General features: G+C 62.0%; 23 protein-coding genes and 3 pseudogenes. 17 read left to right on the top strand and 9 right to left on the bottom strand.

The features are described from left to right. Positions 1 to 26: 26 nt before the first annotated feature. From AC1RMY_RS22735 to AC1RMY_RS22720, 4 genes and pseudogenes are all read left to right on the top strand, one after another. Positions 27 to 134, top strand: a pseudogene (locus tag AC1RMY_RS22735) (hypothetical protein); the annotation flags it as partial. 57 nt (positions 135 to 191) lie between these two features. Further along, complete coding sequence (locus AC1RMY_RS22730; protein WP_492868413.1) at positions 192 to 746, top strand: periplasmic heavy metal sensor; 555 nt, start codon at positions 192 to 194, stop codon at positions 744 to 746. A 908-nt stretch (positions 747 to 1,654) separates the two neighbouring features. Then, complete coding sequence (locus tag AC1RMY_RS22725) at positions 1,655 to 2,275, top strand: cytochrome b (protein ID WP_492868411.1); 621 nt, start codon at positions 1,655 to 1,657, stop codon at positions 2,273 to 2,275. Further along, on the top strand, positions 2,272 to 2,640 hold the full coding sequence (locus AC1RMY_RS22720) for a thiol-disulfide oxidoreductase DCC family protein (protein ID WP_492868409.1): 369 nt from the start codon (positions 2,272 to 2,274) through the stop codon (positions 2,638 to 2,640). The genes AC1RMY_RS22725 and AC1RMY_RS22720 overlap by 4 nt, the downstream gene beginning before the upstream one ends. A gap of 270 nt (positions 2,641 to 2,910) precedes the next feature. Here AC1RMY_RS22720 and AC1RMY_RS22715 read toward each other — a convergent pair whose 3' ends face one another. Further along, positions 2,911 to 3,480, bottom strand: coding sequence for a TetR/AcrR family transcriptional regulator (locus tag AC1RMY_RS22715; protein WP_492868525.1), 570 nt, complete (start codon positions 3,478 to 3,480; stop codon positions 2,911 to 2,913). A 306-nt stretch (positions 3,481 to 3,786) separates the two neighbouring features. Here AC1RMY_RS22715 and AC1RMY_RS22710 point away from each other — a divergent pair, with 306 nt between their 5' ends. After that, positions 3,787 to 4,314 carry a hypothetical protein gene (locus AC1RMY_RS22710; RefSeq protein WP_492868407.1) on the top strand — a complete coding sequence of 176 codons (528 nt, stop codon included), beginning with the start codon at positions 3,787 to 3,789 and terminating at the stop codon, positions 4,312 to 4,314. 119 nt (positions 4,315 to 4,433) lie between these two features. On the opposite strand, the gene AC1RMY_RS22705 is transcribed toward AC1RMY_RS22710, so the two are convergent. The 3 genes from AC1RMY_RS22705 to AC1RMY_RS22695 are packed head-to-tail and all read right to left on the bottom strand — an operon-like array spanning position 4,434 to position 8,693. Continuing rightward, positions 4,434 to 5,618 carry an aminotransferase class V-fold PLP-dependent enzyme gene (locus tag AC1RMY_RS22705; RefSeq protein ID WP_492868405.1) on the bottom strand — a complete coding sequence of 395 codons (1,185 nt, stop codon included), beginning with the start codon at positions 5,616 to 5,618 and terminating at the stop codon, positions 4,434 to 4,436. Positions 5,619 to 5,645: 27 nt separating this feature from the next. Continuing rightward, positions 5,646 to 6,137: a Cu(I)-responsive transcriptional regulator gene (gene cueR / locus AC1RMY_RS22700; protein WP_492868403.1), complete on the bottom strand. Its 492-nt coding sequence runs from the start codon at positions 6,135 to 6,137 to the stop codon at positions 5,646 to 5,648. A gap of 30 nt (positions 6,138 to 6,167) precedes the next feature. Next, positions 6,168 to 8,693, bottom strand: a complete 2,526-nt coding sequence (locus AC1RMY_RS22695) for a heavy metal translocating P-type ATPase (protein WP_492868523.1) — start codon at positions 8,691 to 8,693, stop codon at positions 6,168 to 6,170. A gap of 244 nt (positions 8,694 to 8,937) precedes the next feature. On the opposite strand from AC1RMY_RS22695, the gene AC1RMY_RS22690 reads away from it, so the two are divergent. From AC1RMY_RS22690 to AC1RMY_RS22655, 8 genes and pseudogenes are all read left to right on the top strand, one after another. Further along, positions 8,938 to 9,165, top strand: a complete 228-nt coding sequence (locus tag AC1RMY_RS22690; protein ID WP_492868401.1) for a heavy-metal-associated domain-containing protein — start codon at positions 8,938 to 8,940, stop codon at positions 9,163 to 9,165. Between the two features lie 85 nt (positions 9,166 to 9,250). Continuing rightward, positions 9,251 to 10,282 (top strand): amino acid ABC transporter substrate-binding protein, encoded by a 1,032-nt coding sequence (locus tag AC1RMY_RS22685; RefSeq protein ID WP_492868400.1) that lies wholly within the window; start codon positions 9,251 to 9,253, stop codon positions 10,280 to 10,282. Positions 10,283 to 10,436: 154 nt separating this feature from the next. After that, positions 10,437 to 11,537: an amino acid ABC transporter permease gene (locus AC1RMY_RS22680; protein ID WP_492868398.1), complete on the top strand. Its 1,101-nt coding sequence runs from the start codon at positions 10,437 to 10,439 to the stop codon at positions 11,535 to 11,537. Further along, complete coding sequence (locus AC1RMY_RS22675) at positions 11,534 to 12,640, top strand: amino acid ABC transporter permease (protein WP_492868396.1); 1,107 nt, start codon at positions 11,534 to 11,536, stop codon at positions 12,638 to 12,640. Before AC1RMY_RS22680 ends, AC1RMY_RS22675 begins: the two co-directional genes overlap by 4 nt. Continuing rightward, positions 12,640 to 13,380: pseudogene (locus tag AC1RMY_RS22670) on the top strand (amino acid ABC transporter ATP-binding protein); the annotation flags it as partial. The gene AC1RMY_RS22675 and the pseudogene AC1RMY_RS22670, both read left to right, overlap by 1 nt. Positions 13,381 to 13,504: 124 nt before the next feature. Continuing rightward, a pseudogene (locus AC1RMY_RS22665) lies at positions 13,505 to 13,606 on the top strand (multicopper oxidase domain-containing protein); the annotation flags it as partial. Beyond that, positions 13,592 to 13,717, top strand: a complete 126-nt coding sequence (locus tag AC1RMY_RS22660) for a hypothetical protein (RefSeq protein ID WP_492868394.1) — start codon at positions 13,592 to 13,594, stop codon at positions 13,715 to 13,717. The pseudogene AC1RMY_RS22665 and the gene AC1RMY_RS22660, both read left to right, overlap by 15 nt. After that, complete coding sequence (locus AC1RMY_RS22655) at positions 13,710 to 16,091, top strand: heavy metal translocating P-type ATPase (RefSeq protein ID WP_492868392.1); 2,382 nt, start codon at positions 13,710 to 13,712, stop codon at positions 16,089 to 16,091. Before AC1RMY_RS22660 ends, AC1RMY_RS22655 begins: the two co-directional genes overlap by 8 nt. Before the next feature lie 18 nt (positions 16,092 to 16,109). Here the strand turns inward: AC1RMY_RS22655 and AC1RMY_RS22650 are convergent, their stop codons facing one another. The 3 genes from AC1RMY_RS22650 to AC1RMY_RS22640 all read right to left on the bottom strand — a co-directional run bounded on the left by AC1RMY_RS22650 (position 16,110) and on the right by AC1RMY_RS22640 (position 17,422). Continuing rightward, positions 16,110 to 16,508: a DUF305 domain-containing protein gene (locus AC1RMY_RS22650; RefSeq protein WP_492868390.1), complete on the bottom strand. Its 399-nt coding sequence runs from the start codon at positions 16,506 to 16,508 to the stop codon at positions 16,110 to 16,112. A 122-nt stretch (positions 16,509 to 16,630) separates the two neighbouring features. Further along, a complete protein-coding gene (gene copM, locus AC1RMY_RS22645) occupies positions 16,631 to 17,017 on the bottom strand; it encodes a CopM family metallochaperone (protein WP_492868388.1) in 387 nt (128 codons plus the stop codon). A 72-nt stretch (positions 17,018 to 17,089) separates the two neighbouring features. Next, positions 17,090 to 17,422, bottom strand: coding sequence for a four-helix bundle copper-binding protein (locus AC1RMY_RS22640; RefSeq protein WP_492868386.1), 333 nt, complete (start codon positions 17,420 to 17,422; stop codon positions 17,090 to 17,092). Between the two features lie 191 nt (positions 17,423 to 17,613). Between AC1RMY_RS22640 and AC1RMY_RS22635 the strand changes: the two genes are divergently transcribed. From AC1RMY_RS22635 to AC1RMY_RS22620, 4 genes are all read left to right on the top strand, one after another. Beyond that, entirely contained in the window at positions 17,614 to 19,500 is a 1,887-nt protein-coding gene (locus tag AC1RMY_RS22635; RefSeq protein ID WP_492868384.1) for a WcbI family polysaccharide biosynthesis putative acetyltransferase, read from the top strand. Continuing rightward, positions 19,497 to 21,443, top strand: coding sequence for an HAD-IIIC family phosphatase (locus AC1RMY_RS22630; RefSeq protein ID WP_492868382.1), 1,947 nt, complete (start codon positions 19,497 to 19,499; stop codon positions 21,441 to 21,443). Before AC1RMY_RS22635 ends, AC1RMY_RS22630 begins: the two co-directional genes overlap by 4 nt. After that, positions 21,413 to 21,661: an acyl carrier protein gene (locus AC1RMY_RS22625; RefSeq protein WP_492868381.1), complete on the top strand. Its 249-nt coding sequence runs from the start codon at positions 21,413 to 21,415 to the stop codon at positions 21,659 to 21,661. Before AC1RMY_RS22630 ends, AC1RMY_RS22625 begins: the two co-directional genes overlap by 31 nt. Positions 21,662 to 21,920: 259 nt before the next feature. Further along, positions 21,921 to 22,475: a hypothetical protein gene (locus AC1RMY_RS22620; RefSeq protein WP_492868380.1), complete on the top strand. Its 555-nt coding sequence runs from the start codon at positions 21,921 to 21,923 to the stop codon at positions 22,473 to 22,475. A 548-nt stretch (positions 22,476 to 23,023) separates the two neighbouring features. On the opposite strand, the gene AC1RMY_RS22615 is transcribed toward AC1RMY_RS22620, so the two are convergent. Together AC1RMY_RS22615 and AC1RMY_RS22610 are read right to left on the bottom strand one after the other, a co-directional pair. After that, positions 23,024 to 23,314: a hypothetical protein gene (locus AC1RMY_RS22615; protein WP_492868379.1), complete on the bottom strand. Its 291-nt coding sequence runs from the start codon at positions 23,312 to 23,314 to the stop codon at positions 23,024 to 23,026. After that, on the bottom strand, positions 23,311 to 23,754 hold the full coding sequence (locus tag AC1RMY_RS22610) for a hypothetical protein (RefSeq protein ID WP_492868377.1): 444 nt from the start codon (positions 23,752 to 23,754) through the stop codon (positions 23,311 to 23,313). The genes AC1RMY_RS22615 and AC1RMY_RS22610 overlap by 4 nt, the downstream gene beginning before the upstream one ends. Positions 23,755 to 23,756: the final 2 nt, after the last annotated feature.

The raw sequence follows: 23,756 nt of genomic DNA, 5'->3' as shown, positions 1-23,756 counted from the left end.
CGTCATGCCGATCGGGTCGCAAGGATGTCGCCGCGGCAATCGGCCTGACGCCAGAGGCATTCTATCGGGCGCTGGCGCAACTCGATTCCGAGGGAGCGATTCGGCGCAGGGTGGGCAGCATCACGCTGACATGATCGCAATCATGTCAGCTGCCTTCTTGCCGCGCCATAACGCTAAAAAAGGAGATTGCCATGACCAAACACTCCTGCGTCGCATTGCTGCTCGGCTCTTTCACGGTGCCTGCCGTAGCCTTGGCACAGACCGCGAGCCCCTATGCCGGCGAGCAGAGCCGCGAGATCAAGGCTCTATCGGCGAAGGAGGTCGACGACCTCGTTCAAGCGCGCGGGATGGGTTTGGCGAAGGCGGCTGAACTTAACCGCTATCCCGGCCCGATCCATGCGCTCGAACTGGCGCAGGAGATGAAGCTCTCGGCCGAACAGCGCAGGGGGGTGGAAGCCTCCAGGTCGCGGATGAGCGCGAAGGCGAAGGCGCTCGGGGCTGAGATCCTGGACCTGGAGCGCGATCTCGATACGGCCTTCGCCCGGCGCGGGATCGACTCGGCCCATTTGCACGACCTGACGGCGCGGATCGGCGCAAGACAGGGTACGCTGCGGGCGATCCACTTGGAGGCGCATATCGAGACGGCAGCACTGCTCTCGCCGGAGCAGATCAGCGCATATGACGCCCTGCGCGGCTACGGCAGCACCACGCCCGCCGCCTATGGCGAGCATGGGACCAAGCATTGATGAGCGCAAGGGTAGGCGTATCGGCTGCGTGGCCCAACGGCTCACAAAATCCGCCGGCGAGTGCAAGCATGGGGCGGTTTTGGTCAACCTTTGCAGGCGCCGAAAGCCGTCGTTTCGGTCGATAGCCGCTCAAAGCGTTCGCACCAGAGAAAGTGCGTTGCGTTCAGCTTCCCGCGTCGCATGATAGAGCGGTTTGTTCCATATAGTAAACGCCATCTCTGATCGAGATCACGAAGGAACGTCTAAGTCCACTGGCAAACGTTACGATTATAGTGTCGGAATCTATGCTATAGATTCCGCTGCTTTGCCACAGGCCGTCGTAAATATAGCTCCCATCCATGCTGAATGAGAATTTTGCTCCAGTCTTCGTCGTGCATATCTTGCCCTTGATCGCAAGCGCGACCTCGCCGGCGCTTAGCGAGGTGCCGGCCGGGTGGGCTTGAGTTGGTCCAACCGAAGTGGCGATAGTGAGTGAGCAACCGACTAGAACGGCGGCAAATCGGGCAGAGTTCATGGCTTCCTCCCATAATCGGCGTCCCATCTGTCGTGGGCTTGGCGAAAGGATGACCAGCTCGAAACAATGGCCTATTCTGGAGGCGGATCGCAACTTCAGCGTCGGTCGAAAAGCAACGAGCTTGATGGCACGTTGAGCAACATCTAAAAACTAATAGCGCTCCCGAGAGATACAAGGTGTCAGGAAAGACATCCGAGAAGACATCCATCGATCAGCGGGTCCGAATATCATCGGTCTCGAAGAGCGGCGACAGGCCATTTGGACATGGCGCTACTTCTGTAGACCGAACACGCCCCTTTGGAATTTGGCGGCAGCCACCGTACGGAAGAACCGTCAGCTCGTCAGTTCCATTAGCCCTTGCGGCCGGCTCGTCCCCGAAGGGCCAACCATACCTATGAACGACAACCTGGATGTGAAACACCGTTGGAGCCTTGTCGTCCGACTGCTTCATTGGCTGACCGCGAGCCTCGCCGTCATCCAGGTAGCGCTCGCCTTCACGGTGCTTAGCGGGCCGGGAACGACCACGGTGCGATGGCTCCCGGTTCACATGTCGTTGGGATTGGCGATTCTTGCGATCGTTCTCATTCGGATTTCATGGCGTGCCTTCGAGAACGCGGCTGTCCGACCGTTGGCGCCCACCGTGAGGATGATCGGATCGGTCGTCCACGCCTGTCTTTATTTGCTTATTCTAACCCTGGTCGTCACGGGCTGGCTTGCTTACAGGCCGAGCCCTTTGATGCGTCCGGCGCTTCTCTTTGGCTCAATTTCGATGCCGATCGCTCCTAGGTACCCGCCGATTTCGCCGCGCAGCTTCGCCTTGGTTCACTACAGCCTCGTATGGATCTTCCTTGGTCTTGTCGTCGCTCATGTGGGCGCGGTTCTCGTGCAGGCCCTCGTGTTCCGAGACAGAATCTTACAGGGAATGCTGTTTGGCCGAGGGACTGCGCGGCGGGGTGCCTTTGAACAGAAGAAGCCGCGAGCTGACGCTCCCGGGATAGGCGAGGGCCGACCATGAGTCTCGTGGTTTGGTACAACACGCGCTGTCCTGTCTGCGACGCCGGAATTGGCCGTCAGCGGAACAAGCTTCTCGACGCGGCGAAAGCCGGAGACATCGAATTTCGTGACGTCAATCTGGAGCCGGAAACACTCGCAAAATATGGCGCGACGCTCGAAGATGTGCGTCGACGCCTTCATGCGACCGATAACGGTCGACTGCTCGTCGGCGCCGATGTCGTCATTGAAGTCTGGCGCCGAACGCCGGGTGAAGGCTGGCTTGCAGCATGGGCGGGCAACTCGGTCGTCCGACCCATAACACGCTTCGTTTATGACCGCTTCGCCAATCTTCTCTACGCTTGGAACCGGCGCCGCGGCCGTTGGTGATGCAGCAAAGCGTAGAGCCAGAAGCGTCGCATTTGACTAGCCGCGAGGAACTTCCGCAGGCCACGGAGCAGCACCGCTTATTCCGCAAGATCGCTGACATGCTCGGCACGCTGCCGAAATCGGCGCGCCCATGGAACGAAGAAGGCGCTCGCGGAGATCTGGAACGTCGAGGAACAAGACACACGCCCTAGACGCCGCCCGCGGCAGTCCAGACCACCCACGGAGTGAAGGAGGAGCGCCTCAGGCTCTAGCTAGCGGCATCAGAACGAGTCAGCGTGTGGGGCGCAACCCGGCGAGAGTGACTGTGACTAATCGGCCGACCGCGGCCTTGGACGGCAGGCTGCTGGCTGCTGTGAGGGCGTGGAAGCAATAGCTCGCGAGTTCGGCGGGTGCGACATCATCCCGGAGATCGCCCTTCTCGGCGCCCTCTGACACCAGATCTCGGATAAAGTCGCTGAGATGCTGTTGTGCGCGGGCGACGTGCTCGCCACGATGCAGGCTTGCCGCGAGTTCGGTACCGTGGTGCTCGTGGCAAATGAGCGCGTAGGCCTCAAGCACAGCCTCAAGTCGCTCGACAGCGTCGCCAGCTTGATCCCGGATTGCGGCGAGATGTTTGAGATGGCCGGAGACCTGACGTTCGTGCCAGGCGATCAGAATCGCTTCGACATCTGAGAAGTACTTGTACAGCGTCGCACGTCCGATGCCGGTCTTCTCTGCAATCTGCGACATCGTCACCGCCCGCAGCCCGCGCTCGGTCACCAGGGCTGCAGTGATGTCTAGGGTCGCGTCGCGCACCGCGCGGCGGTGCGTCTCGATCGTCTCGTTCCACAGCTTCGGCATCAACCCAATATACGCGACGTGACGTTGATGTCGAGATACGAGACATGGCGACTTGATATAGACATCATGTCTCGATAAATTATCGCCGCCATCAGAACCCTCTCAACACGCGATCGAGGAGATGCACATGGCCGACCCGCCTCGTTACCCCGGCGCACCACGCTGGGTGAAGGTGTCCGGGATCATCGGCGGTGTCCTGCTGCTGCTTGTCGCCATCCTGATATTCGCCAGCGGCGGCCCCAGTCGCCACGGCCCCGGTCGCCACATATCACCCTCCAGCATCGCAGAACCCCGCGTGCAACGGCCATGATCATGGCACCCGGCCTCCGTAAGTTCGCACTCACCGCGCATGTCACTTTTTCGGTCGGCTTGCTCGGCGCGGTCGCTGGCTTCCTGGCTCTCGCCGTCGCCGGCCTGAACAGTGAAGATGCGCAGATGGCGCGTGCCGCCTATCTCGCGATGGAGTTGACTACCAGATTTGTCATTGTCCCGTTGGTCTTCGCCTCGCTGCTCACCGGTCTTGTGCAGTCGCTGGGCACCACATGGGGCTTGTTGCGGCACTATTGGGTTCTGGTGAAACTCTTGGCCACCGTCATTGTCACTATCGTCTTGCTGCTGCAGATGGAGCAAATCAGCTACCTGGCAGGCGTTGCGGCAGTGACGACATTGTCCAGTGCCGATCTCAGCGGGGCGAGAAAATCTCTCGTGATCCACGCCACTGGCGGCCTGCTGGTGTTGCTCGTGCCCGTGGCGCTGTCGGTGTACAAGCCGCGGGGCATGACCCGGCGCGGGTGGCGTAAGCAGCACGAGCACCGCACGGTGTCGCAACCGTAGACGCAGTAACATCTGCGCGGCCCTGATTCGCGCCACGTTTAGGGGCGGAGAGTTCTCGTCGAGCGCTTCAACGAACCCCATCCTGAAGCCGCCCCAAGGTCTTCAGCCATAAGTCTTGACTAACGCTCCAGTTCGCAAACGGCCTCAAAAAACCGGTCTAGCTCGTCATCTGAATTGTAGTAGTGCGGCGAGGCGCGGACGATGACCGGAAGATCGCGAAGGCTTGCATCGAGGAGCGTGCTGCTGGGCTTGGAGACGCTGACGCTAATCCCTTTGGCCGTCAGCGCGGCTCGAACGGCCTCGGCCGCGTAGCCGTCGATGGAAAAGCTGACGATTGCCGCCCGATCCCGGCCGAGATCGTGAAGCGTCAAGCGCGGGATGGCGCCGAGTTCGGTTCGGATGCGGTCGGCGAGCAGCCGGCAGCGAGCCTCGATCTGCTCTAGTCCGAGCGCGAGCGCATAATCGATAGCTGCTCCCAGCCCGAGCCTCGAAGCGTAGTTCTTCTCCCAGGTCTCAAAGCGGCGCGCGTCGGGCCGCAGCGCATAGCGATCTGGCTCGACCCAAGGCGCGCCGAAATGGTCGATCATGGCTGGTTCGAGCTGATCGAGGAGCGCGCGCCGGACATAAAGAAAGCCGGTGCCGCGAGGTCCGCGCAGGAACTTGCGGCCAGTCGCCGTCAGCATATCGCAGCCAATCTCCGCGACATCGATCAAGATCTGGCCGACCGCCTGGCAAGCGTCGAGGAGATAGACGATGCCGTGCCGGCGAGCGATCTTGCCGATGGCCGCGGCGGGGTTGATCAGTCCGCCATTGGTCGGGATCCAGGTGATGGCGATCAGCTTGACGCGCTCGTCGATCATGGCGTCGAGGGCGGCTGGATCCAAGGCCCCGGTCTCGTCGTCCGGGACGACCTCGATCGTTGCGCCGGTACGCCGCGCGACTTGAAGGAAGGCCACGTAGTTGGCCGCATACTCCGCCCGCGCTGTCAGGATGCGGTCGCCTGGTCTGAAGCTCTGCGCGTAGAACGCCATCTGCCAGGCGACGGTAGCGTTCTCGGTCAAGGCGATCTCGTCGATATCGGCGTTGATCAGGCGAGCTACGGAGCCGTAGACCCCCGAGATGGCGTCGACCTCGGCTTCCGCGGCCTCATAGCCGCCTAGCATCGCCTCGCGATCGAGATGCTGCTTCATTGCGGCAATGACCGGCAAAGGCATCAGCGCAGCCCCTGCATTATTGAAGTGAGCACGGTGGGCGGCGCCCGGCGTATCGGCACGCAAGGCGTCGATGTCGAGAGGCTGGTTCATTTGCGAATCGGGCATCGGCCAGTCGCTTCAGTGCTGCGCACCGGCTGATGCCTCCACGTCGTCGCAGGTGCATTCGGAATCATGCTGCTCCTTGCGGGTCAGGCTTCTGGTGGCTGAATTGAGCGCCACAGTGGGGTCGGCCAAGTCGGCGAGGATGGGACAATCCGGGCGCTCGTCGCCATGACAAGTCTGGGCCAAATGCCTGAGGGTTCGCGACATGGCCTGAAGCTCGGCGATCTTCGTCTCGAGATCCCGGACGTGCTTCATGGCGAGCGTCTTCACGTCGGAACTGGCCCGGCTCTTGTCGCGCCAGAGGGCCAGCAATTCGCGCGCCTCGTCGATCGAAAACCCCAGCGTCCGCGCCCGCTTGATGAAGCGCAAGGCGTGGATGTCATCGCCCGCATAGACGCGGTAGCCGGACTCGGTACGCACGGGCGCCTCGATCAGCCCGATGCTCTCATAGTAGCGGATCATCTTGGCGGTTACGCCTGATGCGGTGGCGGCTTGTCCGATGTTCATGGAATCTTTCCTTGCAGTCGGAGCTTCGGTTCATTCAGCAGCGGCGAGTCGCGGCCGCAAGTGCGGTTCCTGAGTCTTTGGGACTGACCCGCCGAAGCGTTTTAGCCGCAGGGCGTTGGTAAGCACGCTGACGCTTGAGAGCGCCATGGCGAGGCCTGCGAACATCGGCGACATCAGGATGCCGAAGGTCGGATAGAGGGCGCCGGCCGCGACCGGAATGAGCACGACATTGTAGCCGAAGGCCCAGACCAGGTTCTGCCGGATGTTGGTGATCGTCGCCTGAGAGAGCGCGATGGCCTTGGCTACGCCGTTGAGGTCGCCCGACATCAGCACGACGTCGGCGCTCTCGATCGCGATGTCGGTGCCGGTGCCAATCGCGATGCCGACATCGGCCTGGGCCAGCGCAGGCGCATCGTTGATGCCGTCGCCGACGAAGGCGATCTTCGCGCCGCCGGCCTGCAAGGATTTGACGACCTCGGCCTTGCCTGTCGGCAGCACCTCGGCGACGACTTCGTCGATGCCGAGCCGCTTGGCGATGGCGTTCGCCGTGCGGCTGTTGTCACCGGTGATCATGACGATGCGCAGGCCGAGGGCATGCAGCGTCGCAATGGCCTCAGGCGTCGTTTCCTTGATTGGATCCGCCACGGCGACGATGGCGGCAAGCTTGCCATCGATCGCGGCAAAGAGCGGTGTCTTGCCAGCATCGCCGAGACGGACAGACGCGTCGGCGAAGGGTGCGAGGTCGAGTCCCAGGCGGCGCATCAGCCGATCCGCGCCGATCTCGATCTTCCGGCCCTCCACTGTGGCGCTTACTCCAAAGCCCGGCTCGCCGGCAAAGTTCGTCGGTTCGACGAGCACAAGACCGCGCTGGCGCGCCGCGGCCACAATCGCTTCGGCGACCGGATGCTCCGAGCGAGTCTCGACGGAAGCGATCAGACGCAACACCTCAACCTCAGAGAAGCCGGTTGCGACCGCGATATCGGTCAGTTCGGGCCTGCCTTTGGTCAGGGTGCCCGTCTTGTCCAACGCCACGACCTTCGCATCCTTCAGCGACTGAAGTGCCTCGCCCTGACGGAAGAGAATGCCGAGCTCGGCGCCCTTGCCGGTGCCGACCATGATCGAGGTCGGCGTCGCTAGGCCCATGGCACATGGGCAGGCGATGATCAGAACGGCGACCGCGTTGACGAGCGCGTAGGAGAGAGCCGGGCTCGGCCCGAAGGCGAGCCAGGCCGCGAAGGTGACGAGCGCCAGCGCGATCACGGCGGGGACGAACCACATTGTCACCTTGTCGACCAAAGCCTGGATCGGCAGCTTGGCCCCCTGCGCCGCCTCCACCGTGCGGACGATCTGGGCCAGCAGCGTGTCGGCGCCGACCTTCTGCGCCGTGAACCGGAATGCGCCAGTGCCATTGATCGTGCCGCCGGTGACGCCCGAGCCCTGTTCCTTGCGTGCCGGGGCTGGCTCGCCGGTGATCATCGCCTCGTCCACATAGGAGACGCCCTCGATCACCTCGCCATCGACGGGGATGCGTTCGCCTGGCCGCACAATGACAACGTCGCCGGGAACCACGAGCTCGATCGCGACGTCGATCTCGGCGTCGTCGCGCAGGATGCGAGCCGACTTCGCCTGCAACGACATCAGCCGTCGGATGGCCTCGCTAGTCCGCCCCTTGGCGCGGGCCTCGAACCAGCGCCCCATCAGAATCAGCGTGATGATGACCGCGCCGGCCTCGAAATAGGTGTAATCCGTGCCGTCCGGCAGCAAGCTGGGCGCGAAAGTTGCGACCGTCGAATAGAGATAGGCGGCGCTGGTGCCGAGCATCACCAGCGAGTTCATGTCGGGCACGCCACGCAGCAGCGCCGGCCAGCCCTTCCGGAGAAAGCGCAAGCCGGGACCGAACTGCACGAAACTCGCCAGCACGAACGAGGCCAGCTTGACGTTGAGTTCGCCGAATCGGCCGGCCAGGAAATGGTGCAGCGGCTCGGAGAGATGCATGCCCATCTCGAAGACGAGGAGCGGAGCCGTCGCGATCGCAGCAACCGTAACCGCGCGCTTCAGTTTCGCTTGTTCGTCCTCGCGCGCCTTTTGTTCGCGATCGGTCGCGTCGATCCCGGACTGAACCAACTCGGCTTCGTATCCGGCCGCCGTGACAGCGGCTATGAGGGGTGCCTTCAGATCACTGCTCCCCAGCGCGCGCACTGTCGCGCGCTCGGTTGCCAGATTCACGCTGGCCTCCATGACGCCGGGCACAGCCTTAAGCGCCTTCTCGACCCGCCCGACACAAGACGCGCAAGTCATACCGGTTATCTTCAGTTCGATCGTGCTCTCGGCCGGCTCGTAACCCGCATTGCGGATCGCTTCAGCGATCGGGCCAACATCGACCTTTGTGTCCGACAGCGTGACCCGGGCCCGTTCGGTAGCAAGGTTGATCGCGACCGATGTCACGCCCTCCACCGCAGCCACCGCGCGCTCGACGCGGCCGACGCAGGAGGCACAGGTCATTCCGGCCACAGGAATATCGAGATGGGCAGCGGGCGTGCCCGCGCTTCTTGCCATCGTTGCAGTCGACATGACGTCTCTCCAAACTGTGATGGCAACGGATATGCCCCTTCCCATAATGGTAAGGTCAAGAGCTTTCACGTCGATCAGAGGGGAAATTTCGAAGGGCGTCGAGCCACGAAAAAGGCTCTTGACCTTACCACTGTGGAAAGCTGCAGCCTCAGTTCACTGCCAACTGAACAGGAGGGCCGCAACTATGTGCTCGTGCCAAGAACATTCCAATTCCACGACCGAGACCGCGGTGAAGCCGCTGGATAATGGCGTGAGTTTCCGGGTCGATGACATGACCTGCGGTCACTGCGCCGGCACCATCAAGAAGGCGATCGAGACCACTTTGCCGGGGACGACGGTGAATGCCGATCCCGCCTCCAAGCTGGTGACCGTCCAGGGATTTGGTGACTACGCCGCAATCAAGTCGATCGTCCTCAGTGCCGGCTACACGCCGAGCGCTGCGCCTGCCTCAGCCTAATCGACTTCACGCGGGTAAAGGCGGCGCGGGCCAGGCATTCTCTGTCCTGAAAGACCGTCAGCTCGGACAACAGAGGGGATCAATGATGAAGAAGCTGACGATCGGTCTGGCTGTACTGGCTTTGGCCAGTGCAGCCAGTCACAGCGCCGACGCTGCCGATGGGGATACGGTCAAGGCTATCAAGGCCCGCGGCGAAATACTTTGCGGCGTCTCGACAGGGGTTTCGACGGGGATGTCGACGCTCGACAATCAGGGCAACTGGAAGGGCATGGAGGTTGAATTCTGTCGCGGACTGGCTGCGGCGGTGCTCGGCGATGCGACCAAGGTCAAATTCGTCCCGCTCGAATTCAGGGTCGCCTTCACCACGCTCCAGTCAGGCGCGGCCGATATCCTGGCGCGGACCGCAACCTGGAGCTATTCGCGCGACACGTCGCTGAACCTCGATTGGGCCGGCGTTTATATGTATGACGGCCAAGGTTTCATGGTCGCCAAGAAGTTGGGCGCCAAGAGCGGCAAGGATCTGAACGGAGCCTCGGTCTGCGTCTCGGCCGGAACGACCTCCGAGCTGAATCTCGCGGACTATTTTCGCGCGAACAACCTCAAATTCACAGCGATCACCGGATCGACGCGCGAGCAGAACCAGCAGAACCTCGAAGCCGGCCGTTGCGATGCCTACTCCAACGAGCGCGGTGGTCTTGCGGCAAGTCGCACCGCCATGAAGAACCCGGACGATTGGGTTATCCTGCCGGACGTGTTCTCGAAGGAGCCGCTTGGGCCAACGGTCCGCCAGGACGATTCGCGTTTCCGCGACATCGTCGCCTGGACCTTGAACATCATCATCGCGGCGGAAGAGTTCGGCGTCACCAAGGCCAACGTCACCGACCTCGCGAAGACATCGACGAACCCGGAAGTGCAGCGCATGCTCGGCAAGACCGGGGAGTTCGGGAAGATGCTCGGCCTTGAACAGGATTGGGCCGCCAAAGTGATCGCCGCGACGGGCAATTATGGCGAGCTCTATGAGCGCAATCTCGGGGACGGCAGCCCGATCAAGCTGGCGCGCGGCCTGAATTCGCTCTGGAGCAATGGCGGGCTTCTTTACAGCCCTCCTTTCCGCTGAACGGTGAAGCGGCGAGGCTCCGGCCTCGCCGGGTGCCCAGCCGGGACCTTCGGCCATGACATTGACAGGCCTGTTTCCCTCAAGGGTAACCGAGCGTCCGGCAGCTCCGTCGCGGGCCTTGACCGGACGGCAGCGTCGCCATTTCGCCTACCAGGTGGCTTTTCTACTCGCGATCGGCCTGCTGCTCTGGGCCGCATGGCAGAATGTCGAGACCAATCTCGCCGCGCGCAAGCTTGCGCTGGGGTTCGATTTCCTCGGGCAGGAGGCTGGCTTCGGCATCCCCTTCACGATCGTCCCCTATACCGAGACTGACACCTATCTCAGGGTCTTTTTGGTCGGTCTCGCCAACACAATCCTGGCGTCGATCCTCGGCATCGTCCTGGCGACGATCTTGGGCTTTGTAATCGGCATCGCGCGCCTGTCACCCAACTGGGCCGTCGCCAAGGCTGCCTTGGTCTATGTCGAGACGGTCAGGAATCTGCCGCTCCTGCTGCACGTGTTGATCTGGTATAACGTCGCGATCCGATCCTTGCCGCCGGCCCGGCAGGCGCTCGGCTTTTTCGACAGCATTTTCCTCAGTAACCGCGGGATCTTCGTTCCGTCGCTTCAAATCGGCCTGGGTTGGGGGCCACTCGCCATCGTCGCGGGCGCCTCGACCGTCTCGGTGGTTGCCATCCTTCGCCATGCGCGTCGCCGTCGCGACGAGACCGGGCAGGGTGCGGCTGTTGCGGTTCCGGTCGCCCTGGTCTTGGCCGCGGCCGGCCTCGGGATCGCGGCATGGGGCGGCGCCGGGATCAGTTGGCCGACGCTGCAGGGCTTCAGCTATTCGGGTGGCATGGCGCTCTCGCCCGAGCTCGCGGCGCTGGTGATCGCGCTTGCGATCTACAACGCCTCCTTCATCGCCGAACTCGTGCGCGGGTCGATCGAAGCCATCGGCAAGGGCCAGCGCGAAGCGGCCGCCTCGCTCGGGCTCGACCGCGCTAAAATTCTGAAACTCGTGATCATTCCCCAAGCCATGCGCGTGCTCGTGCCGCCGCTGACGAACCAGTACCTTCATCTGGTCAAGGCGTCGTCGCTCGCAACGGTCATCGGGTACCCGGATCTCGTCAACGTCTTCGTCGGCACGAGTCTCAACCAGACGGGCCGGGCAATCGAGATCATGACCATGACCATGCTGGTCTATCTCAGCCTGAGCCTGATCATCACCGGCCTTAGCAACCTCTACGGCCATAGCATCAGGATCGTCGAGCGATGAGCGCGATCACAAATCCGAACCCGCCTGACAGTGGCCCGAGCCGCTATCACGCCCGTTCGCTCGTCACGTGGGTGCGCACCAACCTGTTCGCCCGCCCGATCGACGTCGTCCTCACCTCTGGAATTGCCCTCGCAGCCATCGCCCTGATCTGGGCCGTTTTGCCATGGGCGATCCTCGATGCGACCTGGCAGGGATCCACCCGCGCCGATTGCCGGCCGGACGCGGCCTGCTGGGCTTTCATCATCAATCGCTCGGGCCAATTCATCTATGGCTTTTACCCGACCGCCGAACGCTGGCGCGTCAATCTTGTCTTTCTCGCCTTCGCGTTGGCGCTCGTGGTGCTCTTGAACCGGCGGCTACCGGGCAAGCAGGCAGCGGCCATCTTCCTCATTCTCGTCTTCCCGATCCTGTCCTACGTGCTGCTACACGGCGGTATCGGAGGTCTGGCACGCGTGACGACCGAGAAATGGGGTGGGCTTTCACTGACCATTCTTCTCGGCGTTGCCGGGATCGTGGTCTCGTTCCCGATCGCCATCGTTCTGGCGCTCGGGCGCCAAAGCGAGATGCCGGTGCTGCGATGGGCGAGCGTCGGCTATATCGAGATCTGCCGCGGTCTGCCTCTGATCGCCGTGCTGTTCATGGCGCGTATCCTGCTTCCTTACGCATTCCCGCCGGGCACGGAATTTGACCCTCTGGCACTCGCCGTGGTCGGCATCATCCTGTTCGAGAGCGCCTATCTGGCGGAGGTCTTTCGCGGCGGGCTCCAGGCCATTCCCAAAGGCCAGGTCGAAGCCGCCTCGGCCATCGGATTCGGATACTGGCGGACCGCGATCTACATCGCGCTGCCTCAGATGCTGCGCGTGGTTGTTCCCGGCATCGTCAACAATGCCATCGCTCTCCTCAAGAATACGACCTTGGTGGTGATCCTGGGCCTTTTCGAAGTCTTGAACATCGTGGCGGCAGGCGCGGCCGACCCCGACTGGCTCGGTCTGCATGCGGAAGGCTACATCTTCGTGGGGGTCGTCTTCTGGACCCTCTGCTTTGGCATGTCACGGTACAGTCAACGGCTGGAGCGCGACATGAGATCGGCGGAGCGCGCGTGATGGTGTTGGCAGAGCAACGGCCGATCCTCGAGATCGCGGGCCTGAACAAATGGTTCGGCGCCATGCATGCGCTGCGCGACATCGATCTCAGCATCACGGCCGGCGAGAGGATCGTCGTTTGTGGTCCGTCGGGGTCCGGCAAGTCGACGATGGTTCGATGCATCAACGCGCTGGAGCGCTATCAGACAGGTGAGGTGAGACTGCAAGGACGCCTGGTGAATGCCGATTGCGACAGCTTGCTTTCTGTCCGACGCGAAGTCGGAATGGTGTTCCAGTCGTTCAACCTGTTCCCGCATCTCTCGGTGATCGACAATGTGACTCTTGGCCCACGCAAGCTTCTCCGTGTCGGCCGCGAGGAGGTCGAGCATCGCGCGATGGATCTCTTGTCGCGCGTCAAGCTCGCCGATCAAGCGCGGAAGTACCCCTCACAGCTCTCAGGCGGCCAGCAGCAGCGGGTTGCGATCGCACGCGCCCTGGCGATGAGCCCGAAGCTGATGCTCTTCGACGAACCGACGTCGGCCCTCGACCCGGAGATGGTCAAGGAGGTGCTCGACGTGATGATGTCCCTGGCCCATGAGGGCATGACCATGATTTGCGTGACCCATGAGATGGGTTTTGCGCGAGCCGTGGCCGACCGGATTGTCTTCATGGCCGACGGCGCGATCCAGGAAACGGCGGTTCCGCAGGCCTTCTTCGGCGGCGACTGCTGCGCGCGCGCAAGGCAGTTCATTTCGCATATAAGGAACGAGCAGCCGCTCGCGTCAGAAGACGAGCCTGACCGAATTCAGTATCGAGCGAGGATAGCCTTCATCTGAGCGATTTCCTTTTCCTGGGACGTCACGATCTCATGCAAAGTGCGGTGATCTGGCAAGCGTGACATTAGCCTTCGACGCGGACAACCCTGGGCGCTGGCAGCTACACTGCCATCACCTCTACCACATGGCGACCGGCATGATGACGTTCGTCGCTATGACGCCTGAGGAGATCGACACGATGGCAATCGATCCGAAATCCAACTCCCCCGATCACCGCGTCGGCGCCACGAGTGCCCATTCCGGAGATACCGCCAATGGCTGAGCGAGAAGCCCATGTCGGCCACCACCATCATGGCCATGCCGGACATCCTCACGTTAGCGACGGACCCGCGCCAACACAGATGGTCAAGGATCCGGTCTGCGGCATGTCTGTCGACCCGACCACGGCCGAGCACCATGCCGATTGTGACGGGAAGACCTATTATTTCTGCTCGGAGACATGTCACGCCAAGTTCGGGGCGAACCCCGCTGCGTACGTAGCGGAAGCGGTCGTCCCGCCCACACCACCGCCGGCGGCGGAGGGCACGATCTACACCTGCCCGATGCATCCGCAGATCCGCCAACCTGGGCCGGGCAACTGTCCGATCTGCGGCATGACGCTCGAACCGGAGATCGCCACGGCAGAGACCGGTCCCAGCGCCGAACTTGTCGATATGACGCGGCGGTTCTGGATCGGACTCGTCCTCACCTTGCCGGTGCTGGCGCTGGAGATGGGCGGTCATCTCACGAATCTGCACATGCTGCTTGGCGCGCAGAGCTCGAACTGGATCCAGCTCGTGCTGGCGACGCCGGTGGTTCTGTGGGCCGGCTGGCCGTTCTTCGAGCGGGCTTGGGCTTCGCTCGTCAGCCGCCATCTCAACATGTTCACCCTGATCGCCATGGGCACCGGTGTCGCCTGGATCTACAGCGTCGTCGCCACGGTCGCGCCGGGGATGTTTCCGGCGACCTTCCGGGCAGCCGACGGCTCGGTTGCGATCTACTTCGAGGCGGCGGCGGTGATCACCGTCCTGGTCCTGCTCGGTCAGGTTTTGGAACTGCGGGCCCGCGAGCAGACAGGCGGCGCCATCCGCGCCTTGCTCGATCTCGCGCCGAAGACGGCCCGCCGGCTTCGCGACGACGGTACCGACGAGGATGTCAGCCTCGACGCTGTGACCGTTGGTGATCGTCTACGCGTGCGCCCCGGCGAAACGGTGCCGGTCGATGGAGAATTGGTTGAGGGGCGCAGCTCGATCGACGAATCCATGATCACCGGCGAATCCATGCCAGTCACCAAGGAGATGGGCGCAAAGCTGATCGGCGGCACGCTGAACCGCACCGGCGGCTTCGTCATGCGAGCTGGCAAGGTCGGCAGCGACACCATGCTCGCGCGGATCGTGCAGATGGTGGCCGAGGCGCAGCGCTCGCGCGCGCCGATCCAGCGCCTTGCCGACGATGTCTCCGGCTGGTTCGTCCCGGCCGTCATCGCCATCGCGGTCCTGTCCTTCGCCGCCTGGATGATCTTCGGTCCCGAGCCGCGCTTCGCCCATGGCCTCGTCGCCGCTGTCGCCGTGCTGATCATCGCCTGCCCGTGCGCGCTCGGCCTCGCGACGCCGATGTCGATCATGGTGGGCGTCGGCCGTGGCGCCGGTCTTGGCGTGTTGATCAAGAACGCTGAGGCGCTGGAGCGCTTCGAGAAGGTCAACACGCTTGTCATCGACAAGACCGGCACCCTCACTGAAGGCAAACCCAAGGTGACGACGCTGAAGCCGGCTGGGGGATTCGATGAGGCAGAGCTGCTGCGGCTCGCGGCGACGTTGGAGCGGGCGAGCGAACACCCACTCGCGGCGGCGATCGTCGATGCGGCGAAGGAGCGTGGCATGGTGCTGGGCGAGGCCCAGGACTTCGACAGCCCGGTTGGCAAGGGCGTCACCGGCACGGTCGACGGCCGTACGCTCGTCATCGGCAGTTACCGCATCATGGGCGAGGCCGGCATCGATCTCTCCGCTCTCACGGGCGAGGCGGAGGCCTTTCGCGGTGAGGGGGCGACCGTGATCTTCGTTGCGGTCGATGGCCGCCTCGGTGGCCTGCTGGCGATCGCAGATCCAATCAAGCAGACGACGCCTTCGGCGGTTAAGGCGCTCAAGCTGGCCGGCGTGCGGGTGGTCATGCTGACCGGAGATAACAGGACCACGGCGCAGGCCGTAGCGCGGCGGCTCGGCATTGACGAAGTCGAGGCGGAGGTGTTGCCGGAGGACAAAAGCAGGGTCGTGGCCAAGCTTCGAGCCGAGGGGCGGATCGTCGCCATGGCCGGCGACGGTGTCAACGACGCTCCGGCGCTCGCAGCTGCCGATGTCGGCATCGCCATGGGGACAGGAACGGATGTGGCGATCGAGAGCGCTGGCGTGACCCTGCTGAAGGGCGATCTCCAAGGCATCGTGCGGGCCCGCCAGCTCAGCCATGCGACGATGAGCAATATCCGCCAGAACCTGTTCTTCGCCTTCATCTACAACGCGGCTGGTGTTCCGATCGCCGCCGGCGTGCTGTACCCGGCCTTCGGGCTGCTGCTGTCGCCAATCATTGCTGCAGCGGCGATGGCGCTGTCTTCTGTCAGCGTCATCGCCAATGCCCTGCGGCTGCGCCGAACGCCGCTGGTCTGAGGAGTTTCTGCCCGCCCTTTAGTAACGAGCGAGGATGGCTTCCATCTGGGCGATTTCCTTCTTCTGTGCCGCAACGATCTCGCGGCAGAGCGCCGTGATCTCAGGATCGGTTATGGAAGCTTGCTCGCACATCAAAATCGCGCCGGAGGGATGCGGGCTCATTGAGCGGAGGAATTCGGCAGTGCCGACGCCGGCCTGAGTGCGCATGCCGGCGAAGCTGATGACGAAGACCGCAACGGCAGCCGCTCCGATGATCACATTAAGTCGGCGCGACGGGAACATTGAGACGAGCATAATGACCGTCATCGGCGCAACTATCATCAACGTCATGTATGCGTCGTTCAGATTGAATCTGAAATGGGCCAGTGTCGCAATCATCGTGTACATGACAAGATACATGACGATAAAATCGAGCACGAACTCCAGTCAAAATCTAATGTAACTTGCCTGTTTCGTGTGGCCGCTGTGATGGTCCATGAGAAAATTCAATCAGTGCGATTTGCGCTACCAGTGACCATCGAGTTATATCAGGGCGCGTTCTACTTTCCCTTCGACTTCAGCCACTTGTTGATCATCGTGATTTCTTTCTCTTGGGCGGCGACGATCTCCTTGGCCATTGTCTTGACCTCGGGATCCTTGCCGTTGGCCAAGACAACTTTGGCCATGTCGATCGCGCCTTGATGATGCCCCTTCATCTGCATCATAAAATCGATGTCCGCATCGCCGGTGTAGCTCATTGGCATGGCGCCCATCATGCTCATCATGGCGGCCTTATAGCCCTTGGTGGAGGTCGAATCGGCGCTGTTGGGCTGCATCATCTTCATCTGCATGCCGGGGTCCATCGCCGGCTTGGAAGCTGGCTGTTGGGCCGCCGCAGTCACGATGGCGAGGGCGGACGCGAACGAAATCAGTGCGAGACGTTTCATGGTGAAATCTCCAGGAATTTGAGTGCGAGAGCGGGTGTCGCCTTGTATCGAACGCAATGATGAGACTGAGGGCTACGCAGCCATCTTGCGGCAGCTTTCGGCGCAAGCGCGGCAGGCCCGGACGCAATCGTCCATGTTGCCGACACGCTCGCAGTCCTTGGCGCAGTCTGCGCATATGTCGACGCATTCGGCACAGAGATGTTTGTGATGCGGCGAGCCGATGATCATGACATGGGCGGTGGCGCGACAGGTTTCCGCGCAGGCGAGCATCAACCTGACATGAGCGGGCGTGGCATGCTCGCCGCCCAAGTCAAGGCAGTGGCCAGTGCTCATGCCGAGGCAGGATTGGTAGCAGCGTAGGCAGGTGTCGATGCAAGCCTGCATGTTCGGATCGCTATGCTGCATCATACTCTCCCGGTCGCTCTGGAACGGTTGTCGATCCATCCCAGGAAGACGCGAGCACAGCGGTATCTGTTCCGGTCCGTAACAATTTGTAACAAAAGCTGGGCTCGGCGGGTGTTCGCAATCCGTCGCGGTTATCCTAGGCTTCGGAGGAATGCGGTTTCCGCATTAGGCTATTCGCGAGGCGCCACGCCATGCAGCCGACTTTGCCAGCTCCAAAGGGCGATACCGCGCCCCGCATCTCCGCCCTACGGCACATTTCGGAACGAGTGGGCGCTGAGCGGGAACTGACAACGAAACGGATTGTCTTTGTCGGCAATTGCCAGTTCATCAAGCTGTCCACGCTTTACCGAAGCGCACTCACGACCGGACTGCGTGGCGCCGCCTACTACATCAATCCGCAACTGGAACTCACGACGGCGGATCAGCAGGCGCTGACTGAGGCGGACTGCGTCATATGGCAGATCGCAGACGCCACCAACAAGATCGACCGGTCAATCGTTCCGAGCGCAACTCAGGTGATCGTCGTTCCGCTGATTTCCGCGATGTTTCTCTGGCCCTTCGCGGGCAGACCCCATCCCAAAAACCAGAAACTACCGCATGCGCCTAACGGGCCGTTCGATCCCGAACTGGGCGACGTGTTCCTCAACGGATTGATCGCGGAAGGCGTGGAGCCCGATGAGGCCGTCAACCGCTATCTCACCCTGGACTTTTCGAAGCGCACCAACCTCGATCGCCTGTTCGAACTCTGGTTCGAGGCGCAGCGGCGGCGCGACCAAGCGTCCGGGTTCGAGATGGTCGATCTTATCGCGAGCCGCTTCCGGGATGAACAGGTCTTTCTGACCCCGCATCACCCGAACCTCTTGGTTTTCAACGCATTGGCGCGGCAGGTTTTCGGTCGAATGGGGTTTTCGAGCGATACGATCGATCGGGTGCTCGCCACCTTGCGGGCAAGTCCCTTCGCTTCCGACCGCCGGCCGGTTCACCCTTTTGTCGCACGCCATTTCGGCCTCCGGTGGGTTGCCGAGGACCAACGATATCCATTGCGTCACGAGGGTGACTTCACATTCTCCGAGTTCGTACGCCGTTACGTGGCCTTCGACTGGAACGAGGCGCTGGCGGAGGGAATCTATCTCTCGCACGGGCAGAATCCGGCGCTTGCACGCTCCCGGCTGGCAGAGGGTCTGCGGACGGCGCCAAACTCGGCTACGGGCTATATATTTCTCTCCCATGTCTCGCTTCGGAGCGGCGATGCCGCTGGCGCACTGGCCGCGGCGAGAACAGCGGTCGCATTGGAACCCGCGAATTATCATGGCCATGCCGCGCTGGGCGCCGGCCTGGCGCGGGCAGGAGATCCGGCTGAGGCCGAAGCAGCCTTCCGCCGTGCGTTGGATTTGGGTCCGTCCGCCCCGCATACGAGCCTCGAGCTGGGGCGCTTGCTCGTTGACCAGGAGCGGTTCCCGGAGGCCTGTCAGGTCGTCCAGGACGGCCTCGAGCGCTTCCCCCATGATCTTGCGCTGCTGTTGCTGGCTGCAAAGATTCTTGTCGAACTGGGATTGCTGGAGGAAGCGGAGAGCAGGCTGAGGGAGGCGATCGCGGTCAAGCCGGCGGCAGCCGAACCGCACTGGCAACTGGCGGACGTCCTGACACTGCAAGTGAGGCGCGATGTCGTTGCGAACTACAAGACCCTGGCGGACGCGAATCCGGGCGATGGGAATGCCCAGGCTGGGCTGGGCGTGCTGCGCATGCGCTTCGGACTATATGCGGAGGCCGAGACGGCGTTTCGGTCGGCGGTCGAGCTCTCTCCTAACGAAATCGGCTCCAAGATCCAGTTGGCCACCGCGATTGCGCGCCAGCAACGCATTCCGGAGGCCTTGGCGCTCGCCAGGGATCTTGCGCGCGACAACGCCTCCAATCCGTCGGTCAAGGCGCTGGTCGAGCGGCTGACATCCCAGGCGACGAACGGACGCGGCGTTCCCAATGGTGTCATGAAGCCGGGCACAGCCCCAGACGCGATCGGCCAGGATCGAAAGTCGCGGAAGGTTCCTTCCGCCCCCAGCTTGGCGGAGAGGCGGCCATGAGTGGTCCAGGCCGGTCTGGACTTCACTGGCTTCCCGAGCCGGCCGATTGGCGAGCGAGACTTGCGGCGATCAGCAGCGAACCGCTCGACGACGGCAGCTGGGATCGCCTTGCGGCGTTGGCCCGGCAGAATCTCGACCTCGTTCAAACGATCCAACTGGATCGATTGATCCAGGCGCTTTCAAGCAAGGGCGGGGCGGTAAGGCCGGCGGGCGCGTCGCTGCGCTTGGCGCTCCTGGGATCATCGACGACGACACATCTACTCCCAGGCATCCGGGTGGCGGCGTTGCGACGCAATTTGCGGGTCGAAACCTACGAACCTGACTTCGGGCAATATCGGCAAGAGTTGGCCGACGAGGCGTCGGAGCTTTGGGCCTTCGCGCCGGACTTTGTTCTCCTGGCCCTCGATGCACGCCATGTCGTCCGCGGACTGGACATTGCCGCGGGGCGGGACGAGGCCGATGCCGTTCTTGGCGACGCGATCGATGACCTGAGAGGGATTTGCCGAACCATCGCCAGTCGCATGTCCTGCCGGATCATCGTGCAGACCGCGCTGCCGGTCTTTCCAGCCCGGCTCGGCAACAACGAGCATCGCCTGCCGGGCTCTCCTTGGCAGGCCATCGCGGACTGGAACAACAGGCTGCGGGATCTGGCGGAGGAAGAAGGTTTTGACCTGCTGGCCACTGATGCACGCGCTGCGGAGGATGGCTTGCATAGCTGGCATGACCCCGTGCTCTGGAACAAGGCGAAGCAGGAAATCAGCCCTCTGGCGGCGCCGATCTACGGCGACCTGGTTGCACGGCTGCTGGCCGCCCGTCATGGCCGTTCGTCCAAGTGCCTCGTGCTCGACCTGGACAACACGCTATGGGGTGGCGTGATCGGGGACGACGGATTGGACGGTATCGTTCTCGGGCCGGGAAGCGCCATGGGGGAAGCGTTCCAGGCCATGCAGGGCTATGCGCGCGATCTCGGCCGTCGAGGGGTTATTTTGGCCGTCTGCTCCAAGAACGACGAGGCGGTTGCGGTGGCCGCATTCGAGCGGCACCCCGAGATGGTGTTGCGAATGGGCGATATCGCGGCCTTCTCCGCCAACTGGGAGGACAAGGCGACCAACATCCGGGCCATCGCAGATGAGCTCAACATCGGGTTGGATAGCATCGTCTTCGTTGATGACAATCCGGTTGAGCGGGATTTCGTGCGTTCGAGATTGCCGATGGTCTCGGTTCCCGAAATTCCGGCCGACCCTGCCCTGATCCCGCGCTGCCTGAGCGATGCCGGGTACTTCGAGGGCGTGATCGTGACGGAGGAGGACCGGCGCAAGACCGAACAATATCAAGCCAATCGCGCCCGGGCGCAGTCAGCTTCGATGGCCACCGATATGGAGGGCTATCTCCGCGATCTGGACATGAAGCTCGTCTGGGCGCCCTTCGACAAGGTCAACCTCCAGCGCGTCGTGCAGCTGATCAACAAGACCAACCAATTCAATCTGACGACCCTGCGCTGCTCGGAGGGGGATGTGGCGCGTTACGGGGAGGATCGCGCATGTCTCGGGCTCCATTTCCGTCTGGCCGACAAATTCGGCGACAACGGGATCATCTCCGTCGTGATGGGGCGTGAATCCGAAGACGACGAATTTGTCATCGAGAATTGGCTGATGAGCTGCCGGGTTCTGGGGCGTGGGGTCGAACGCGCGGTCCTCGAGGTGCTGGTTGGTGAGGCGCGTTTGCGCGGCTTTCAGGCCCTTATCGGTCGATATGTGCCGACCGAGAAGAACGGAATGGTGCGAGATCACTATTCCAAGCTGGGCTTCGCTCCTCGCCCAGATTGCGGCAGCGAGGCGACAAGCTGGCGCCTGGACGTGACCTCCTACGAGCAGAGGTCGATACCGATCGCGATCATCGGGAGAAAACCAGAATGGACGAGCGAACAGTTTACGATGGCCTGACCGACATCTTCCGCGACCTGTTCGGCGACCAGTCTATCGTATTGGGACCTCAAACGACGGCGGAAGACGTCGATGGATGGGACTCGTTCAATAACATCAACATGATCGTTGCCGCGGAAAGCCGCTTTGGCGTGCAGCTCGGCAGCAACGAAATCGAGAAGCTGTCGAACGTCGGGGATCTCGTTCGGGCGATCTACCAGAAATTGCCGAAGATGTAACGTTCAAATCACAAATTGTTCAATCAACATCCGGCTTATATTGAGATATGCAAATTTATATACCAAACGTATTTTTGCGATAACTGATATTAAAGTGAAAAATAGAATTTATTTTTGATTCTGTTTCTCATTGACTGCGACGTCGATCTGAAAATGTGGCTGCCGATAACGACCACAACAAGAGAAGAAACCGCTGCCAAGGGACGTTGCCGATGAAGCACGTCTCTCCGTCCACGGCATGAGCGCGAGGAGAGTTGAGATGCCGATGCAAAATGATGCCCTGGTCGCCACATTCTCCCGTCACTGCGACACCGAGGTGGCCATCCGCAAACTGGATGCGGCCAGAATAGACATGAAGCACTTCAGCATTGTCGAGAAAGACCATCACACGGAAGAGACGGCTATCAGCTTCAACAGTGCAGGTGGTTTAATACAATTTTGGGGGCATCAGGGGTCTATTTGGGGCGATCTTTGGGGGGTGTTCTTCGGCGGCATGATAGTCGGCATCTCGCCGATAGGTCCTGTTGTCGTCGTGGGCCATTTGGCCGGCATTGTCTTCGCAGCTTTCGAAGGCCCTGCCGTGGCGGGCAGGTTCGGCGTGCTCGGGTCGGCCTTCGAGGCCATCGGCTTGCCAATGAAGAGTGTCGTTCAGTACGGCGATGCGCTGAAGGCTGACGGATCGCTCATCGTGGCGCACGGGCCGGCTGTCGAAATGGCGCAAGCCAAGACGATCGTCGAGACGACCAATCCGATCAAAGTTGATCTGCACCAGAACGTGCCTGCGATGGCGACCGTTCCCGACGCTCCATTCTAATCGACAGCATACCCAGCGCCATCCCTGGTCGACCTCGACAAGAGTCGCGTTCGACTGCGAGACGCTTGTGCCGGCGATCGTGTTCAGTTGCTTTATCACGCTCTGTGCCGAGGCGGATCGGTGATGGAGCGCAAAGCGTCTGCCAACACGGTTCGCATCGTCCGACGAGTGCCTTCAGTCAAGGCTTCGGATCGCCTACGGCGCCGGCGCAGTCGCGGACCACGGCAGGTACCAACGCCCGAAGACTGCATGCAGAATTGCCGTTGACAGGTGACCCACGTGTAGCGGAGAGGCTGCGCCCCTCCTTTTAGACCGATGGCCCAACGTTCAGGGGTGGCTAATATGCCAACGCCCCAGGTTAGATGCGCAAAGCCTGCCGAACTCGAGAGGCCCCGGCCTTCACTAGACAATGGTAGGTGGTAGCCATTGGCTTTCCCAGCCATCAGCTTCTCCCGGCGCGAGTCGGTCAGCTATGCGCGCGAGACGCTTCTGGTCCGTGACGACGCCGCCGATAGGCACCGCATGTATTCCAACGGGCAAATGCACGTTCACGAACGCGACGATGCCAGGCACGAGAAGTATCTCCAGGTTCGCCGGAAGGTGTCCCTGCGGCAGTAGCAGTCCTCGGTCGAATAGGCGCTTATGGTTCGACCGGACCGACCTGTGGTGTTCAGGCCATCATCGCGAATCCGGATGCGCCGATGGTTGTTCGTCTCGTCGTAGTAGAAGGTATAGACCTCATCGAGGCCTTGCAGCTCATGCAGCGCCGCGGCACCGCGGCGAAACAGGTTGACGTCAATGATGGTCGTCGGCCGATCCACTGCGTCGCCGGTGCTCATGAGGTCGCCGTGAGCAGGCGGCAGGCCAGCTCGCGCTTCTTCCAGCGCGTAGAGAATGCGTCCGATACCTCGAACCAGCTGCCGTCGTTGCCGGCACCGTGATGTTCGCCCATGCACGAGCACTGGCATTCGTGCCCGACCGCATTCTGGCACGACGACGAGCATTTCTCCTGCTCGCGAAATGGTTGGATGATATAGACCTTGCCGTACCGCCTAAGCGCCTCTTCGACGAAATCGTTGAACCAGGATTTCGGGATCTCCCAATAGGATTCCTTGTTGCCGAACCAGACCGGCTTGGATTTCCCGATCGTCTGCAGCCAGGCGCGATTGCCCTCCTTGAATGGCAACCGGACGCGATGCTTTTCCCCCTCCCCTGTCCGGCGAAGGATCACAGGCACTTGCTCCTGCTTCCAGACATAGTTGAGGGTGAGGCGATCCATCG

It is taken from the genome of Allobosea sp. GW822-FHT03F07, from assembly GCF_058801345.1.
Note: the sequence above shows the minus strand (reverse complement) of the source record. Positions and strands in the feature narration are given on the sequence as shown.

Bases quoted from the DNA above. Each gene is read 5' to 3' on its own strand.
- AC1RMY_RS22730 (WP_492868413.1), top strand. From the start codon at position 192: ATGACCAAACACTCCTGCGTCGCATTGCTGCTCGGCTCTTTCACGGTG.
- AC1RMY_RS22725 (WP_492868411.1), top strand. From the start codon at position 1,655: ATGAACGACAACCTGGATGTGAAACACCGTTGGAGCCTTGTCGTCCGA.
- AC1RMY_RS22720 (WP_492868409.1), top strand. From the start codon at position 2,272: ATGAGTCTCGTGGTTTGGTACAACACGCGCTGTCCTGTCTGCGACGCC.
- AC1RMY_RS22715 (WP_492868525.1), bottom strand. From the start codon at position 3,480: ATGCCGAAGCTGTGGAACGAGACGATCGAGACGCACCGCCGCGCGGTG.
- AC1RMY_RS22710 (WP_492868407.1), top strand. From the start codon at position 3,787: ATGATCATGGCACCCGGCCTCCGTAAGTTCGCACTCACCGCGCATGTC.
- AC1RMY_RS22705 (WP_492868405.1), bottom strand. From the start codon at position 5,618: ATGAACCAGCCTCTCGACATCGACGCCTTGCGTGCCGATACGCCGGGC.
- cueR (WP_492868403.1), bottom strand. From the start codon at position 6,137: ATGAACATCGGACAAGCCGCCACCGCATCAGGCGTAACCGCCAAGATG.
- AC1RMY_RS22695 (WP_492868523.1), bottom strand. From the start codon at position 8,693: ATGGCAAGAAGCGCGGGCACGCCCGCTGCCCATCTCGATATTCCTGTG.
- AC1RMY_RS22685 (WP_492868400.1), top strand. From the start codon at position 9,251: ATGAAGAAGCTGACGATCGGTCTGGCTGTACTGGCTTTGGCCAGTGCA.
- AC1RMY_RS22675 (WP_492868396.1), top strand. From the start codon at position 11,534: ATGAGCGCGATCACAAATCCGAACCCGCCTGACAGTGGCCCGAGCCGC.
- AC1RMY_RS22660 (WP_492868394.1), top strand. From the start codon at position 13,592: ATGATGACGTTCGTCGCTATGACGCCTGAGGAGATCGACACGATGGCA.
- AC1RMY_RS22655 (WP_492868392.1), top strand. From the start codon at position 13,710: ATGGCTGAGCGAGAAGCCCATGTCGGCCACCACCATCATGGCCATGCC.
- copM (WP_492868388.1), bottom strand. From the start codon at position 17,017: ATGAAACGTCTCGCACTGATTTCGTTCGCGTCCGCCCTCGCCATCGTG.
- AC1RMY_RS22640 (WP_492868386.1), bottom strand. From the start codon at position 17,422: ATGCAGCATAGCGATCCGAACATGCAGGCTTGCATCGACACCTGCCTA.
- AC1RMY_RS22635 (WP_492868384.1), top strand. From the start codon at position 17,614: ATGCAGCCGACTTTGCCAGCTCCAAAGGGCGATACCGCGCCCCGCATC.
- AC1RMY_RS22630 (WP_492868382.1), top strand. From the start codon at position 19,497: ATGAGTGGTCCAGGCCGGTCTGGACTTCACTGGCTTCCCGAGCCGGCC.
- AC1RMY_RS22625 (WP_492868381.1), top strand. From the start codon at position 21,413: ATGGACGAGCGAACAGTTTACGATGGCCTGACCGACATCTTCCGCGAC.
- AC1RMY_RS22620 (WP_492868380.1), top strand. From the start codon at position 21,921: ATGCCGATGCAAAATGATGCCCTGGTCGCCACATTCTCCCGTCACTGC.
- AC1RMY_RS22615 (WP_492868379.1), bottom strand. From the start codon at position 23,314: ATGAGCACCGGCGACGCAGTGGATCGGCCGACGACCATCATTGACGTC.
- AC1RMY_RS22610 (WP_492868377.1), bottom strand. From the start codon at position 23,754: ATGGATCGCCTCACCCTCAACTATGTCTGGAAGCAGGAGCAAGTGCCT.